Source organism: Stenotrophomonas sp. YJH_SMC_120 (assembly GCF_059368675.1).
In genome coordinates this window covers 34,734-50,980 of sequence record NZ_JCAFRY010000003.1, presented here as the reverse complement: position 1 = coordinate 50,980, position 16,247 = coordinate 34,734, and the positions used below count along the sequence as shown (strand labels likewise).

14 protein-coding genes are annotated in these 16,247 nt (G+C 67.3%); 2 read left to right on the top strand and 12 right to left on the bottom strand.

Annotated features, from left to right (window positions below):
• The first annotated feature begins 6 nt into the window (after positions 1-6).
• The gene (locus AC5P60_RS06260) at positions 7-3,216 is read left to right on the top strand and encodes an efflux RND transporter permease subunit (protein WP_483693418.1); all 3,210 of its coding nucleotides are present in this window, start codon (positions 7-9) and stop codon (positions 3,214-3,216) included.
• Positions 3,217-3,349: 133 nt separating this feature from the next.
• Here the strand turns inward: AC5P60_RS06260 and AC5P60_RS06255 are convergent, their stop codons facing one another.
• The 9 genes from AC5P60_RS06255 to AC5P60_RS06215 all read right to left on the bottom strand — a co-directional run bounded on the left by AC5P60_RS06255 (position 3,350) and on the right by AC5P60_RS06215 (position 11,576).
• Positions 3,350-5,122 carry a DUF885 domain-containing protein gene (locus AC5P60_RS06255; protein WP_483693419.1) on the bottom strand — a complete coding sequence of 591 codons (1,773 nt, stop codon included), beginning with the start codon at positions 5,120-5,122 and terminating at the stop codon, positions 3,350-3,352.
• Between the two features lie 312 nt (positions 5,123-5,434).
• On the bottom strand, positions 5,435-5,782 hold the full coding sequence (locus tag AC5P60_RS06250) for a lipid-A-disaccharide synthase N-terminal domain-containing protein (RefSeq protein WP_005414908.1): 348 nt from the start codon (positions 5,780-5,782) through the stop codon (positions 5,435-5,437).
• A complete protein-coding gene (locus AC5P60_RS06245; RefSeq protein ID WP_483693420.1) occupies positions 5,782-6,504 on the bottom strand; it encodes a glycosyltransferase family 2 protein in 723 nt (240 codons plus the stop codon). Before AC5P60_RS06245 ends, AC5P60_RS06250 begins: the two co-directional genes overlap by 1 nt.
• A gap of 89 nt (positions 6,505-6,593) precedes the next feature.
• Positions 6,594-7,559, bottom strand: coding sequence for an NAD-dependent epimerase/dehydratase family protein (locus tag AC5P60_RS06240; RefSeq protein ID WP_005411650.1), 966 nt, complete (start codon positions 7,557-7,559; stop codon positions 6,594-6,596).
• 45 nt (positions 7,560-7,604) lie between these two features.
• Positions 7,605-8,339 (bottom strand): suppressor of fused domain protein, encoded by a 735-nt coding sequence (locus AC5P60_RS06235; protein WP_495201712.1) that lies wholly within the window; start codon positions 8,337-8,339, stop codon positions 7,605-7,607.
• A 125-nt stretch (positions 8,340-8,464) separates the two neighbouring features.
• The gene (locus AC5P60_RS06230) at positions 8,465-9,388 is read right to left on the bottom strand and encodes a ParB/RepB/Spo0J family partition protein (protein ID WP_033835350.1); all 924 of its coding nucleotides are present in this window, start codon (positions 9,386-9,388) and stop codon (positions 8,465-8,467) included.
• Positions 9,388-10,185, bottom strand: a complete 798-nt coding sequence (locus AC5P60_RS06225; RefSeq protein ID WP_005411653.1) for a ParA family protein — start codon at positions 10,183-10,185, stop codon at positions 9,388-9,390. Before AC5P60_RS06225 ends, AC5P60_RS06230 begins: the two co-directional genes overlap by 1 nt.
• 113 nt (positions 10,186-10,298) lie before the next feature.
• Entirely contained in the window at positions 10,299-10,937 is a 639-nt protein-coding gene (rsmG, locus tag AC5P60_RS06220; protein WP_012481632.1) for a 16S rRNA (guanine(527)-N(7))-methyltransferase RsmG, read from the bottom strand.
• A gap of 39 nt (positions 10,938-10,976) precedes the next feature.
• On the bottom strand, positions 10,977-11,576 hold the full coding sequence (locus AC5P60_RS06215) for a 4'-phosphopantetheinyl transferase family protein (RefSeq protein WP_033835351.1): 600 nt from the start codon (positions 11,574-11,576) through the stop codon (positions 10,977-10,979).
• Positions 11,577-11,660: 84 nt separating this feature from the next.
• Between AC5P60_RS06215 and AC5P60_RS06210 the strand changes: the two genes are divergently transcribed.
• Complete coding sequence (locus AC5P60_RS06210) at positions 11,661-11,912, top strand: GlsB/YeaQ/YmgE family stress response membrane protein (RefSeq protein WP_005411656.1); 252 nt, start codon at positions 11,661-11,663, stop codon at positions 11,910-11,912.
• 72 nt (positions 11,913-11,984) lie between these two features.
• Here AC5P60_RS06210 and xth read toward each other — a convergent pair whose 3' ends face one another.
• The 3 genes from xth to AC5P60_RS06195 form a co-directional block, all read right to left on the bottom strand.
• Complete coding sequence (gene xth / locus AC5P60_RS06205; protein ID WP_033835352.1) at positions 11,985-12,752, bottom strand: exodeoxyribonuclease III; 768 nt, start codon at positions 12,750-12,752, stop codon at positions 11,985-11,987.
• Positions 12,753-12,883: 131 nt separating this feature from the next.
• On the bottom strand, positions 12,884-14,293 hold the full coding sequence (locus AC5P60_RS06200) for a coniferyl aldehyde dehydrogenase (RefSeq protein ID WP_483693423.1): 1,410 nt from the start codon (positions 14,291-14,293) through the stop codon (positions 12,884-12,886).
• A gap of 213 nt (positions 14,294-14,506) precedes the next feature.
• On the bottom strand, positions 14,507-16,171 hold the full coding sequence (locus tag AC5P60_RS06195) for an MFS transporter (protein ID WP_033835354.1): 1,665 nt from the start codon (positions 16,169-16,171) through the stop codon (positions 14,507-14,509).
• Between the last annotated feature and the right edge of the window lie 76 nt (positions 16,172-16,247).

Here is a 16,247-nt window from a genome sequence, read left to right as displayed (position 1 = left end):
GCGACCATGTTCAAGCTGATCATTGAAACAGCGGTGCGCCACCGCTGGCTGGTGGTGTTCATGGCCGCGCTGATCGCCGCCGTGGGCCTGTTCCAGCTCGGCAAGCTGCCGATCGACGCGGTGCCGGACATCACCAACCGCCAGGTGCAGATCAACACGGTGGCGCCGGCGCTGACCCCGGAGCAGATCGAGCGGCAGGTGACCTACCCGCTGGAAACCGCGCTGGCCGGCATTCCCGGCCTGACCACCACGCGTTCGCTGTCACGCAATGGCTTCTCGCAGGTCACCGCGATCTTCACCGATGCCACGGACATCTACTTCGCCCGCCAGCAGGTAGCCGAGCGCATGCGCGAAGCGTCGGAAGACCTGCCCGATGGCGCGTCGCCGATGCTGTCGCCGGTTACCACCGGCCTTGGCGAGGTGCTGATGTGGACCGTGGACTTCACCGCGTTCGATCCGGCCAGGCTGGCCAAGCCGGGTGAAGCCGGCTGGCAGGCCGGCGAGGTCTACCGCACGCCGGAAGGCAATCTGCTGCGCACGCCGGAAGAACGTGCCACCTACCTGCGTACCGTGCAGGACTGGATCATCGCGCCGCAGATGCGTTCCAGCCCGGGGCTGGCCGGCGTCGATACGGTCGGTGGCTACGTCAAGGAATATGGCGTGCATCCGGACAGCGCCCGGCTGGCCGCGCACGGCCTCGGCCTGGCCGATCTCGTCACCGCCCTGCAGCGTTCCAACGTGCAGGCCGGTGCCGGTTTCGTGCAGCGCGCCGGCGAAGGCCTGGTGGTGCGTGCCGATGGCCTGGCGCTGACCACCGAGGATCTGGCACAGGCCCCGGTGGCGACCCGCAATGGCGTGGTGGTGCGCGTGGCCGATGTGGCCACGGTGGAACTGAGCCGCGCGCCGCGCCTGGGTGCGGCCAGCCGCAACGGCCATGAAGCCGTGCTGGGTACCGCGCTGATGATTGCCGGCGGCAACAGCCGCACCGTGGCGCAGGCAGCTGCGGCGCGCCTGGAACAGGTGAACAAATCGCTGCCGGCCGACATCGTGGCCGCGCCGGTGCTGGACCGCAGCGTGCTGGTCAATTCCACCATCAAGACCGTGGCCAGGAACCTCACCGAGGGCGCGCTGCTGGTGGTGGTGGTGCTGTTCCTGCTGCTGGGCAACCTGCGTGCAGCAACGATCACCGCGCTGGTGATTCCACTGTCGTTCCTGTTCGCAGTGATCGGCATGAACCGCTTCGGCATCAGCGGCAACCTGATGAGCCTGGGTGCGCTGGACTTCGGCATCCTGGTGGACGGTGCGGTGATCGTGGTCGAGTCGACGCTGCTGATGCTGGGCCAGCGCCGCGCCGAACTGGGCCGTGCGTTGACCGCAATGGAGCGGCTGCGCGTGGCCGCCGATTCGGCGATGAAGATGGCGCGCCCTGCGGCCTTCGGCCAGCTGATCATCCTGCTGGTGTTCGCGCCGATCCTCACGCTGGAAGGTGTGGAGGGCAAGACCTTCCACCCGATGGCGGCGACCTTCATGCTGGCCCTGGTCGGTGCCTTCCTGTTCTCCTTCACCTTCGTTCCGGCGATGGCCGCGCTGCTGGTGCGCGAGCCGAAGCTGAAGGACGGCGATACGCATGCCGAAGATGGCGAGCACGAGACCAAGCTGATCCGCGTGCTGCGTGCACGCATCGAACCGGTGGTGCGCAAGGCCGTGGCGCATCCGCGCACGGTGCTGGCAGCTGCGGTGATGATGGTGGTGGTGGGCATCGGCGCGTTCTCGCTGCTGGGCCGCGAGTTCATGCCGACGCTGGACGAAGGCAACGTGGCGATGCAGGCCCTGCGCGTGCCGTCGACCTCGCTGGAGCAGTCGCTGGCGATGCAGCTGGCACTGGAAAAGGCGATCGCCACGCAGCCGGAAGTGGAGACCGTGTTCTCGCGTACCGGTACCGCCGAGGCGGCCATCGACCCGATGCCGACCAACATCTCCGACAGCGTGATCGTGCTGAAGCCGCGCAAGGACTGGCCCGATCCGAAGCTGGACAAGGAAGCACTGGTGGCACGCTTCGAGAAACTGGCCGGGCAGCAGCTGGGCAACAGCTTCGAGTTCAGCCAGCCGATCGAACTGCGCTTCAACGAGCTGATCTCCGGCGTGCGTACCGACCTGGCGGTGATGATCTTCGGCGATGACTTCAGCCAGCTGCAGAAGGTGGCCAACCAGGTGGCGCTGAAGCTGCGTGCGGTGAACGGCGCGGCCGACGTGCGGGTGGAACAGATCTCCGGCCTGCCTACGCTCAACGTGGCGATCGACCACGTGGCGGCGGCGCAGTACGGCCTGACTGCCGCAGACGTCAGTGATGCACTGTCCACCGGCATTGGCGGCACCGCGGCCGGCAAGATCTTCGAAGGTGATCGCCGCTTCAACGTGGTGGTGCGCCTGGACGATGCCTCGCGCAACGATCCGGACCAGCTGGCCTCGCTGCCGATCGCCACGCCTTCGGGGCTGGTGATTCCGCTGTCGTCGGTCGCGCGCATCACGGTCAGCGAAGGACCGAACCAGATCAGCCGCAACAACGGCAGCCGCCGCGTGGTAGTGCAGGCCAACGTGCGTGGCCGTGATCTGGGCGGCTTCGTGGGGGAAGCACAGGCGGCGGTGGCAGACGTGGCGCTGCCGCCGGGTGCGTACCTGACCTGGGGCGGTCAGTTCGAGAACCTGCAGCGCGCGGAGAAGCGACTGGCAACGGTGGTGCCGGTGGTGTTCCTGCTGATCGGCAGCCTGCTGTTCATGGCCCTGCGCAGCGGCAAGGAAGCCATTCTGGTGTTCAGCTGCGTACCGTTGGCGCTGGTCGGCGGCATCCTCGCACTGCTGCTGCGTGGCATGCCGTTCTCGGTGTCGGCGGCGGTCGGCTTCATCGCCGTCTCCGGCGTGGCGACCTTGAACGGCCTGGTGCTGATGCAGGCGATCCGCGAACGCCTGGATGCCGGTGACCTGCCGCTGCAGGCAGCGATCAACGGTGCCTCCAGCCGCATCCGCGCGGTGCTGACCACGGCGCTGGTGGCGATCGTCGGCTTCATTCCGATGGCGATTGCCAGCGGTTCCGGTGCGGAAGTGCAGAAGCCGTTGGCGACGGTGGTGATCGGTGGCTTGATCACCGCCACCGTGCTGACCCTGCTGGTGCTGCCGACCTTCGCGGCGCGGGTAGCCAAGCCGCGGGCGGTGGGGTGAAAGACCACGGGGTCGGATCCTGTGATCCGACCCCGTTTCCCGGTCCGAGGTAGTGCCTGCCGCTGGCCGGCAATGTCGAACGATCGCGGTGCGTGCAGGTTGCCGGCCAGCGGCCGGCACTACCCGGTAACGGTCAGGCCTTCTTGCGTTCGGCGATGTAGGCCTGGATCTGCTGTTCCAGCACCGGCAGCGGCACCGAGCCCTGCTTGAGCAGGGTGTCGTGGAAGCCCTTGATGTCGAACTTGTCGCCCAGTTCCTTCTCGGCCTGCGCGCGCAGGCGCACGATGGCGATCTCGCCCAGCTTGTAGCTCAGCGCCTGGCCCGGCCAGGAAATGTAGCGGTCCACTTCGGTGGTCACTTCATGCTCGCTCAGCGCGGTGTGGTCACGCAGGTAGGCCAGCGCCTGCTCGCGGGTCCAGCCCTTGCTGTGCACGCCGGTGTCGATCACCAGGCGCGTGGCGCGCCACATCTCATAGGTCAGGCGGCCGAAATCCTCGTAGGGGGTTTCGTAGATGCTCATCTCCACGCCCAGCTTCTCGCAGTACAGCGCCCAGCCTTCGCCATAGGCGGAGATGTAGGCGTTGCGGCGGAACTCGGGCAGGTTCTTCTGTTCGGCGGCGATCGCGCCCTGCAGCGCGTGGCCCGGATCGGACTCATGCAGCGTCAGTGCCGGCAGGTTGTACAGCGGGCGCGACGGCAGGTTGTAGGTATTGAGCCAGTAGGTGCCCATGCCACCACGGCCGGCGGTCCAGAACGGCGCGATATCCGGCGGCACCGGCACGATGGTGAAGCGCGCGCGCGGCAGCGTCATGTACTTGCCGAGCTGGCCGTCCGCCCGCTTGGAGATCCACGCGGCACGCGACAGCAGCTCTTCCGGCGTCTTGGCATAGAACTGCGGATCGGTACGCAGGAAGGTCAGGAACTCGGCGAAGCTGCCCTTGAACTTCACCTGCTTGATGATGTCGTTCATTTCCTTCTGGATGCGTGCGACTTCATCCAGGCCGATGCGATGGATCTCGTCCGGCGACAGGTCCAGCGTGGTGTATTCGTGGATCTGCTGCTTGTAGTACGCCTTGCCATCAGGCATCGCTTCGGCGGCCAGGGTGGTGCGCGCCTGCGGCACGTACTCCTTGACGAAGAAGGTGCGCAGCTGCTGGAACGCCGGCACCACCTTGCCGCTGATCGCTTCACGCGCCTGCGCCTGCAGCTTGGCCTGCTCGGCGGCCGGGATGGTGGTGGGCAGCTTCTTGAACGGCGCGTACAACGGCGATCCGGTCGGGTCCTTCAGCTCGGCGACGGTGGCGATGGACACTTCGCGGCCATCGAGCACGGCACGCGGCACGCTGAAGCCACGCTTCAGGCCGGCACGCATGTTCTCGGTCTGCTGGCCGAAGTAACGCGGCACATCGTTCAGCCGTGCGATGTAGTTCTGGTAGTCCTGCACGGTCTTCATCTCGCGCCGGGCCATGAAGGACAGGTTGGACCAGAACGAGGAGTCGGCGTTGAACGGCATCTCGTAGCCGCGCAGGCGCGTCTCTTCGGCCAGGTTGAACACCTGGTCGTGGTAGATCGCGTAGTTGACCTGGTTGTCGGGCGACAGGGTCTTCGGGTCGATCTTCTTCAGCGCGGCGAGGGTCTCGTCCCACACCTTCAGGCGCGCCTGCTGCGCGGCCGGGCCGACATCGGGCATGCGGGTGGCATTGGCCGGCGCGTCTTCGTCCTCGCTGGCCTCACCGCCGCCCTGCTGGCGCCACTTCCATTCCTTCTCGTACAGCGCGCGGAAGGCGGCATCGGCGGGCGATTCGGTGGCCACGCTGGCCGGTGCGGCGGTGGCAGGGGGCACGGCAAGGGCCACGGCGGGCGCGGACAGGGCAATCAGCAGGGCAACGGCAAGACGGGTTTTCACGAGCACAGGTTCCCGGGAAGGCAGACCCCGATGATGGCACCGCCCACGGCCCGTGGCATGGGACGAAGGTCCTGCCTGCAGCGCAGGCAGGACCGGGAACCGACCGCAGGCCGGGGCCCCAGCGCCGAAGGCGCGTGGTAGAGCCGACTGTCAGTCGGCTGCTCTTCCGCCAGACGTGGCAAAGTCCGCGCTCCGCGCGAAAGTCGACTGACAGTCGACTCTACCCACGGCAGGCAGGGCCGGGAACCGGCCGCCGAACATGCAGTAGATCCACGCCATGCGTGGATGCGTCGGGGATCCGAACCCGGGGCCTCAGTGACTGGCCTTGTCCCGCTTCCAGCCCCGGTGCTTGATGTCCAGCTGCAGGCTGTACAGCGCGGTGAACGCCGGGAACAGGTTCTGCAGCACGCCCACCGAGTCCTGCTTGGCCGAGAACAGGAAGTAGCTCAGCGTCATCAGGCTGCCGACCACGCTCATGTACCAGAACAGGCGCGGGATCACCGGCTTGCCCGCACGCTTGGACGCGATGAACTGGACCAGCCAGCGGCCGCCAAACATCAGCGCGCCGGTATAGCCGATCAGCTTCCAGCCGGTCACATGCAGGCCGGTCCAGTACAACCAGGTCAGCGGCTGGTCGAGCCAGTGCAGCTCCAGATCCATCAACGCTCCTCCACTGCGGTGCGCTTGCTGCGGGTGATCAGCCACGCCACGCCGCGCAGGTCACGGATGCCGACCAGTGCACGGCCCAGGTTGTTGTACTTGGACACGCCGGCGGTACGGTGGCGGTGGTTGACCGGCACGCTGGTGGTCTTCCAGCCGGCACGCTGCATCAGCGCGGGCAGGTAGCGGTGCATGTGGTCGAAGTACGGCAGGTCGAGGAACGCGCTGCGCTCGAACAGCTTGATGCCGCAGCCGGTATCGGGCGTATCGTCGCGCAGCATGCGTGCGCGGATGGCGTTGGCCCACTTGCTGGCCCAGCGCTTGCTGCCGCTGTCCTGGCGGTTGACCCGCCAGCCGGCGAACAGCTTCACCTGCGCCTCGGCGGCCTCGCGCGCGGCCAGCAGCTTGGGAATGTCGGCCGGATCGTTCTGGCCATCGCCATCCAGGGTCGCGATCCACGGCGCACGTGCGTGCTTGACGCCGGTGCGCACGGCGGTGCTCTGCCCGCTCTGGTTCACATGGTGCAGCACCCGCAGTTCCGGCGTGGTCGCCTTCAGCCCCTGCAGCACCGCCAGGGTGTCATCGCGCGAGTGATCGTCGATGTAGATGATCTCGAACGGCAGCCGGCCACGCAGTGCAGCGGTGATTTCGGCAACCAGCGGGGCGACGTTGTCGCGTTCGTTGAACACCGGGACGACAACGGAAAGCTCGGGTTGGCTCATAAGGCACTCGGCCAAAGGGGGACAAAGACCGCGCATTCTCCGAAGCCGAGGTTATCCGAAGATGAATCCGGCTGTGTGAGGATCCTACCTCAGGCGCGGTCGCCAAAATACTCGCGGCACCACTGCACGACGGGGGGCAACCCTTCTTCGATCGGGGTCACCGCGTCGAAGCCGAATGCGTCATGGGCGCGCCGGGTATCGGCCATCGTGCGCACCATGTCGCCCGGCTGCATCGGCTTGTAGACCTTCTGCGCGGGGCGACCGGCGGCCTGCTCGATCACGCTGATGAAGCGCTCCAGCTCGACCGGCGTATGGTTGCCGAGGTTGAACACCCGGTGCGGTACCGGACCATCGGCCGGATGCGCGAGCGCGCCGAGGATACCCGACACGATGTCGGAGACATGTGTGAAATCCCGCTGCATGCGGCCCTCGTTGAACACGTCGATCGGCCGCCCGGCCAGCACCGCGCGCGAGAACAGCAGCGGTGCCATGTCCGGCCGGCCCCACGGGCCATACACGGTGAAGAAGCGCAGGCCGGTGGCATGCAGGCCGTACAGCTGTGCGTAGGTGTAGGCCATCAGCTCGTTGGCCGCCTTGGTCGCCGCGTACAGCGAGCGCGGCTGGTCCACGCGCTGGTCCTCGGAGAACGGTGGCGTGGCCGAATCACCGTAGACCGAGCTGCTGGAGGCATACACCAGGTGCTGCACGCCACGGTGACGGCACAGTTCGAGCATGTTGACGAAGCCGACCAGGTTGCTGTCGACGTAGGCGTGCGGGTTTTCCAGCGAATAGCGCACGCCGGCCTGCGCGGCCAGATGGATCACCGCAGTCGGCTTCACCTCGTCGAACAGTGCCGCCAGGCCCTGCTGGTCGGTCAGGTCCAGGGTGCGCAGGTCCAGCGCCGGGCACAGCGCGGCCACGCGGTCGCGCTTGATCTGCGGGTCGTAGTAGTCGTTGAAGTTGTCCAGGCCCACCACGGGCTGGCCGGCCTCCAGCAGCGCGCGGGCGGTGTAGGCACCGATGAAGCCGGCAGCGCCGGTGAGCAGGATGGTCATGACAGGGGCCTGGAAACGAAATTCAGGCCCCTGATGTTACCGGTCTCAGAACAATCCGAAACGCTTCTTCGCCACGTTGATGCGGCCGGGTTCGATCACGTCCTGGATGTTCTTCGCATCGAAGCGGTCGAGCAGCGCCTCGGCGCCCTTCTTCAGCTTCAGGTCCATCTCTTCCGGGTACAGCGGAACCAGGCTCATGAAGCTGATGGTCCTGCCGTCCTCCAGCGCCAGCGTGGCGAAGTCCTCCGGGGCGGTCACCGGCGACAGCACGATGGCACCATCGAAACCCACGCCCGGCGCGTAGGGCTCGCTGGGATGGCCGTTGGGAATGGTGTGGCCGAAGCCCAGCCTGGTGTCGTACTCGTGCGGCAACCGTGCCATGCCCTTCAGCAGGCGCACCGGCCAGTAATTGCGCTCGTCCTCGAAGGCGTCCTGGGAGATCGGCCAGTCGGCCGGCAGGGTCACCATCAGTTCCATGTAGCGCGGCACGTCCGCGTCCACCTCGGCGGGCACGGTCATCGGCAGGTCGCTCATGCCGGAGGTGACCAGGCGCAGGTACGGGCAGTGGTCATTGGCCGGCACCACGTGCACGTCGATGTGCACCAGGTCGGAGATGATCTCGTGGAAGACACCGGACACCGGGCCCAGATGGCGTTCGAGGTGGGCGCTGATCGCCTCGATGTGCTGTTCTTCGCCGATGGCGGGCACGAAGTCCTTTTCGCGGCGATGTACCAGTATCTGGGTGCCGTCCGGGCTGACGTCCTCGTATTCGTTGCTCATGTCCTGTTCCCTGGATGAGGCCACGGACCGGAGAGCAGTGCATCCCCGGCACGCGCGGCGGTGCGTTCCCTGTCATCTGCAGGACGCGGCGGGAACAGGCCGCACCCCCTGGCGCTGCGCCGGGCTCAGCCCTGGCGCGTACGCAGCTTTTCCAGCACGCCGTCCAGGGTATCCAGATCGGTGTAGTGGATGATCAGCTTGCCCTTGCCGCCCCGGCCGTGGTTGATCGCCACCTTGGCACCCAGTGCTTCGGACAGTTCGGTTTCCAGCGAGGCGATGTCGGCCTGCTGCACCTTCGGCGTCGCCACCGGGCGGTTGCTCGGCACCTTGCCGGCGGCGAAGGCCTGCGCACGGCGCTCGACCTCGCGCACCGACCAGCCTTCATCGGCCGCTTCCTGCGCCAGCTTGCCAGCCAGCTCAGGAGCCAGGGTCAGCAGCGCGCGGGCGTGGCCCATTTCCAGGCGGCGGGTTTCCAGCAGCAGCCGGATCGCCACCGGCAGCTCCAGCAGGCGCAGCAGGTTGGACACCGCCGCGCGCGAGCGGCCGACGGCCTCGGCGGCCTCGGCATGGGTCAGGGTGAACTCGCTGATCAGGCGCTGCAGCGCCTCGGCTTCTTCCAGCGGATTGAGGTCTTCGCGCTGGATGTTCTCGATCAGCGCCATCGCGATGACGGTGCGGTCTTCCAGCTCGCGCACCACCACCGGCACTTCGTCCAGGCCGGCCAGCTGCGATGCGCGCCAGCGGCGCTCACCGGCGACGATTTCGTAGTTGCCTGCCGGCAGCTGGCGCACCAGGATCGGCTGGATCACGCCCTGCGACTTGATCGAGTCGGCCAGCTCGGAAAGCTTGCCCTCGTCCATCTCGCGGCGCGGCTGGTACTTGCCCGGCTGCAGCTGGCCGACCGGCAACTTGCGCAGCACTTCACCCGGCAGCGGTTCGATCACCGCAGCGGTGGCCTGCACCTGGCTGACCGCGCCTTTCGGGCCCAGCAGCGCGTCCAGGCCACGGCCGAGGCCTCGCTTCTTGGCTGCCGGCTTGCTGCTGGTCATCAGACGGTCTCCACGGCCTTGGCGGCCTTGTTGCGTTCGTTGTTGCGGCGGATGATCTCGCCGGCCAGGCCCAGGTAGGCCACGCCACCGCGCGAGGCGCGGTCGTAGCCGACGATGCTCTGGCCATGGCTGGGCGCCTCGGCCAGGCGCACGTTGCGCGGCACGATGGTGCGGAACACGCGGTCGCCGAAGTGCTCGGTGAGCTCGGCCGACACTGCGTTGGCCAGGTTGTTGCGCACGTCGAACATGGTGCGCAGCACGCCTTCGATCTCCAGCGCCGGGTTCAGGCTGGTGCGCAGCGCTTCGATGGTTTCCACCAGCGCACTCAGGCCTTCCAGTGCGTAGTACTCGCACTGCATCGGCACGATCACCGAATCGGCGGCGGCCAGCGCGTTGAGCGTCAGCAGCGACAACGCCGGCGGGCAATCGATCAGGATGTAGTCGTACTCGTCGCGGATCGGCGCCAATGCGCGCTTCAGGCGCTGCTCGCGCTCGCTCTGGCCCATCAGCTGGATCTCGGCGGCGGTCAGGTCGATGTTGCCCGGCAGCAGGTCGTAGCCTTCGGCGGTCTGCACGCGCACATCGGCGGCGCTGTTCTCGCCCAGCAGCAGATCGCAGGTGGAGGCCGCCAGCTCACGCTTGTCCACGCCGCTGCCCATGGTCGCGTTGCCCTGCGAGTCCAGGTCGACCAACAGCACGCGCTTGGGTGCGTTGGCCAGGGAAGCGGCCAGGTTGACGGCGGTCGTGGTCTTGCCGACGCCACCCTTCTGGTTGGCGATGGCGATGATGCGGGCCATGCGGGTGTGCCTCGTCGACGGATGGTTGGGACCGGTCATTATGCGTACAACCGGCCCCTTGCGGAAATCGTGGATCGCCAACCCGTTGTTCCACAAAGGGCTGGCGGCGGGAATCAGGGACCTGTAACGGTGACCAGGTGGCGTTCGCCGGCCAGGCCGGGCACGCTCAGCGGGGTCACCTCACGCACCTGCCAGCCAGCCGGCAGTTCCGCGATCTCCTCATGCGGGTAGACACCCTTCATGGCCAGCAGCACGCCACCGGGGCGCAGCAGATGGCCACCGACACGGACGATGCCGGCCAGGGTATCCATTGCGCGCGCGGTCAGCTGGTCGTAACGACCGGCCTCGTCCAGCGCTTCGGCCCGCGATTCGGCCACGCGGGCGTTGCCCAGGCCGAGCTGGCGCACGGCCTCGCGCATGAAGCGCGCCTTCTTGCCGTTGCTCTCCACCAGGGTGACCTGCAGGCCCGGGCAGGCGATCGCCAGCGGGATGCCGGGCAACCCGGGGCCGGTACCGAGGTCGGCCAGGCTGCCATCAGCCACGAACGGCTGCATCGCCAGCGAATCGAGCAGGTGGCGGGTAACCATCTCCTGCGGGTCGCGGATGGCGGTGAGGTTGTAGGTGCCGTTCCAGCGGTGCAGCAGGGCCAGGTAGCGCAGCAGCGGCGGCGCCAGCGCGGCGTCCAGGCCCATGCTGGCCAGGCCCTGTTCCAGCGTGGCAGCCACGCTGGCGGGAAGTGGGTGTTCGCTCATGCCGCCATTATCGCCGGTTTTGCGCACTGATTCCCCGCTTCAGTGCGGATACCAGGCCAACGCCGCACGGAACTGGCCGGTGGCCTGCCATTCGTGCAGGTGCCAGCGCGCGGCCTCGCCCAGCTCCGGGTCGCACCAGCGCAGGTGCAGGGCGCCATCGGCCCCCGGCGCCAGCTGCAGGCGGTGCAGCCCGAACGAGATGCCCTGCCCGTGCGCCTTCAGGATCGCCTCCTTGACGCACCATACGCGGAAGAACCAGTGCTCGCGGTCGGCCTCGTCCAGGCGTTCCAGCCAGGCCACCTCCTGCGGGTGGAAGAAGCGCCGCACGATTTCCAGAAGACGCGGCCGCGGCCGCAGCAGTTCCAGGTCCACGCCCAGCCGCACGCCTTCGCCCAGCGCCACCAGCAGCACCTCACCGCTGTGGCTCCAGCCGGTCCCGTAGTGGGCCAACGGGCCGCTCAGCTCCGGCCGGCCCTTGTCGTCACGGACCAGTGGCAGCGTCTGCGGATCGGTGCCCAGCGCCTGCGCCAGTACCTGCCGGGCCTGCGGTTCACCGCGCTGGCCCGGCACGTGCGGACGCCGCCAGACCGTTACCGGACCGAAGCGCCACGGGCCGTCGAGGGTGGCTGGCAGGCTCATCCGCACGCGCCCGTCACGCAATTGCACGACGGGTTCACAGCCCTGCGCGTCAACTGGTCACAGTTCCCCACCGGAGGTTCGATCATGGGCATCATCATCTGGCTGATCGTCGGCGGCATCGTAGGCTGGCTGGCCAGCATCATCATGAAGCGCGATGCCCAGCAGGGCATCATCCTCAACATCGTGGTCGGCATCGTCGGCGCGCTGATTTCCGGCTGGCTGTTCGGCGGCGGCATCAACGAAGCGATCACCATCCGCACCTTCCTGTTCTCGCTGATCGGCGCGGTGATCCTGCTGGCGATCGTCAACCTGTTCACCCGCAAGAGCATACGGTGATCTGAGGGTAGTGCCGGCCACTGGCCGGCAGATGTTCCAGAACGGGCCCGGCAATCGTCGGGCCCTGTTCGTTCAACCGATCTGCACCCAGGCCGGCGCATGGTCGCTCGGGCGTTCCCAGGTGCGCGGCTCGCGGTCGATGCCCGAGGCCACCGCGCTGCCCTTCAACGCGTCGGAGACCAGGGTCAGGTCGATGCGCAGGCCCAGGTTGCGGCGGAAGCCGGCGGCACGGTAATCCCACCAGCTGAAGGTGCCCGCCTCGTCGTTGTGCAGGCGGAAGCCATCGTGCAGGCCCAGCTGCAGCAGCTTGTTGAGCGCGCCGCGCTCGGCGGTGGAGGTCAGGATGTGGTTGTCGTTCCACACCTCCGGATCGTGCACATCGCGCGCGTCCGGGGCGATGTTGAAGTCACCCATCACGATCAGCTTCGGATGCCGCTGCAGTTCTTCGGCGATCCAGGCATGCACCGCTTCCAGCCAGCGCAGCTTGTAGTCGTACTTGTCGGTGCCGATGTCCTGGCCATTGACCACGTACAGGTTGATCACCCGCAGGTCGCCGAAGGTACCGGCAATGACGCGCTTCTGTTCGTCCTCGAAGCCGGGAATGCCGATCTGCACGTCCTGCGCCGGCTCACGCGACAGCAGCGCCACGCCGTTGTAGGTCTTCTGGCCGGCGAACACGCTGCGGTAGCCGGCGGCGATCAGCGCAGAATCAGGGAACTTGTGGTCCTCCAGCTTGGTTTCCTGGATACCGACGATGTCCGGGCCGAACTCCCTGAGCCACTGCTCCAGGTGCGGCAGGCGGACATTGAGCGAATTGACGTTCCACGAGGCGATCTTCATGCGGGCATTCTACCCGGGTGCGCTTGGCACGCGTGCCACCCCAGGTGGGCACCCGCCGGTAGTGCCGGCCGCTGGCCGGCAACCCCATGAACCGTCGGCAAGACCCCGCAGTTGCCGGCCAGCGGCCGGCACTACCGAAGCAGCAGCTTCAACAACCCCGCAATCTTCGAGTACGGCGGGCGCAGCCGGTCGCTGGCGGCCCAGCGCGACTGCCACAGTACCGGCAGCCGCTTGCTCATCGCATCGAACCCGGCCCGGCCATGGTACGCGCCCATGCCGCTGGCCCCGACCCCGCCAAACGGCAGGCCATCGGCGGCGAAGTGCAGCAGCGTGTCGTTCACCGTCACCCCGCCGGCCACCACCTGGCCGAGGATGCGCTCCACCGTCGCCGTATCGTGGCTGAAGGGATACAGCGCCAGCGGCCGGTCGCGGGACAACACGTCGGCCAGCGCCGCCTCCAGGTCCGGATAGGCCCGCACCGGCAGGATCGGCCCGAAGATCTCCTCGCGCATCAGGTCCAGGTCGTCCGGCGGGTCCAGCACCACGGTCGGCACCAGCAGGCGCTCGCGGTCGGCGCGCGCGTCGTCCACCTGCGCCAGCGGAATCACCGGCACCCCGCGTTGCCGCGCCTGTGCCAGGTAGCCCTGCAGGCGCCGGTACTGGCCTTCATTGATGATGCGGGTGTAGTCGTCGGCATCGCTGAAGTCGCCATAGCGCTCGCGCACCTGCTGCTGCAGCGCCTGTACGAACTCGCGCTGGCGGACCGTATCGATCAGCACATAATCCGGCGCGATGCAGGTCTGGCCCGCGTTGAACCACTTGCCGGTGGCCAGCCGCGCGGCGGCTTTATCCAACGGGAAATCACGGCAGACGATGGCCGGCGACTTGCCGCCCAGTTCCAGCGTGACCGGTACCAGATGCTCAGCCGCGGCGGCCATCACCTTGCGGCCGACCGCCGTCGAACCGGTGAACAACAGATGGTCCAGCGGCAGCGAGGACACCGCCGCCGCCACGTCCGCCCCACCCTGCACCACCGCCACCCGATCGGGCGGGAACACGCTGGCCAGCAGATCGGCCAGGAACGCGCTGGTGCGCGGAGTGTGTTCCGAAGGCTTCAGCAATACGTGGTTGCCGGCGGCAATCGCGGTGGCCAGCGGCACCAGCGCCAGCGTGACCGGATAGTTCCAGGGCGAGATCACCCCGACCACGCCCAGCGGCGTCGGCCGCAGCTGCGCGCGCGCCGGCCACAGCTTCCAGCCCGCCGATGCCCGCTGCGGCTTCGACCAGCGCCGCAGGTGGCGGCGCAGGTGGTCGATGGCCGACAGCACGCTCATGCCATCGGCCAGTTTCGATTCAACGTGGGCACGGTGGCCGAAGTCCTCGGCGATGGCCTGGGCCATCTCGTCCAGGCGCGGTTTCAGCGCCTCGCGCAGGCGGCGGAGGTCGGCTTCGCGCTGGTCGAGCGTGGGCCGCTGCGACTGCCAGGCACTGCGCAGGGTGTGCAGGATGGCGGGGAGGTCGGCTGGGGCGGTGGTGGTCATGGGTCGACTATACGGGGTGCTGCGCGACGCAAAGGTAGTGTCGGCCGCTGGCCGGCAAGGGCTTCATGTCCGCGGAGATTCATGAGGTTGCCGGCCAGCGGCCGGCATTACCGGATTGCGAGCCGAGTGGGCACGCCCCACAAACAGAAAGGCCGCGGTCTGCACCGCGGCCCTTGAAACCCGGTGGGTGCCGACCGTTGGTCGGCACACCGGTTACTTGGTGATATCCACGTCCTTGGTCTCACGCAGGAACAGGCCGCCGATCACCACCGACATCAGCGCGATGATGATGGGGTACCACAGGCCGTAGTAGAGGTTGCCGGTACCGGCCACCAGCGCGAACGAGATCGCCGGCAGGAAGCCACCGAACCAGCCGTTGCCGATGTGGTACGGCAGCGACATCGAGGTGTAGCGGATGCGGGTCGGGAACAGTTCGACCAGGTAGGCGGCGATCGGGCCGTAGACCATGGTCACGTACAGCACCAGCAGCCACAGCATGAAGATGGTGCCGGCGATGTTGATGCGGGCGCCATCGGCCTTGGCCGGGTAGCCGGCAGTGGTCAGGGCGGTCTTCAGTTCCGCACCGAACGCGTCAGCCTTGGCCTTGCCTTCTTCCTTGGTCAGGCCGGCGGCCTCATACGAGGTGACGCTGGCGCTGCCCACGTTCACCATCGCCAGCGAACCGGCGGCGGCGGGCTGCACGTCGTACGGCACACCAGCCTTGGTCAGTGCGGCGGTGGCCACGTCGCAGGAGCTGGTGAACTTGCGCAGGCCAACCGGATCGAACTGGAACGAGCAGGTAGCCGGATCGGCCACGACCAGGGCCGGCGAGCTGCTGCGGGCTTCTTCGATGGCCGGGTTGGCGAAGTGGGTCAGGCCCTTGAAGATCGGGATGTAGGTGATGGCCGCCAGCAGGCAGCCGGCCAGGATGATCTTCTTGCGGCCGATGCGGTCGGACAGCCAGCCGAAGAAGATGAAGAACGGCGTGCCCAGTGCCAGCGCTGCGGCGATCAGCAGGTAGGAGGTGGTGGCATCGACCTTCAGCATGCTGCTGAGGAAGAACAGCGCGTAGAACTGTCCGCCGTACCAGACCACGGCCTGGCCAGCCGCTGCACCGAGCAGGACCAGCAGCATCAGCTTCAGGTTGCCGCCCTTCAGGCTGTCGCGGAACGGGGTCTTGGAGCCCTTGCCTTCAGCCTTCATCTGCTGGAACAGCGGCGATTCGCTCAGCTGCAGGCGGATCCATACCGAAATGCCCAGCAGCAGGATCGAGACCAGGAACGGAATGCGCCAGCCCCAGGCTTCGAAGGCCTCGTTGCCCAGCGTCATGCGGCAGGCCAGGATGATCAGAAGCGACAGGAACAGGCCGAGCGTGGCGGTGCACTGGATGAAGCTGGTGTACAGGCCACGCTTGTCGTCCGGCGCGTGCTCGGCCACGTAGGTGGCGGCACCGCCGTACTCGCCGCCCATCGCCAGGCCCTGGGCCAGGCGCAGGATGATCAGGATCACCGGTGCGGCGAAACCGATCGAGGCGTAGTTGGGCAGCACGCCGACCAGGAAGGTCGAGATGCCCATGATCAGGATGGTGACCAGGAAGGTGTACTTGCGGCCGATGCGGTCGCCGAGGCTGCCGAAGAAGGCCGCGCCGAACGGACGCACGAAGAAGCCGGCGGCAAACGCCAGCAGGGCGAAGATCATGCCCGTGGTTTCATTGACGCCACTGAAGAACTGCTTGGCGATGATGGCCGCGAGCGAGCCGTACAGGAAGAAGTCATACCACTCGAACACCGTGCCGAGGCTCGATGCGAAGATGACCTTCTTGTGGCCCTTGGTCAGGGTGCCCGCCGCATTGTGCGGGCTGGATGCAGTGCTGGACATGGGACGTTTTCCCTCTGTAGATGCCGACCTTGGTCGGCATTCAATCTCGGTAGGTGCCGGCCGCTGGCCGGCACGC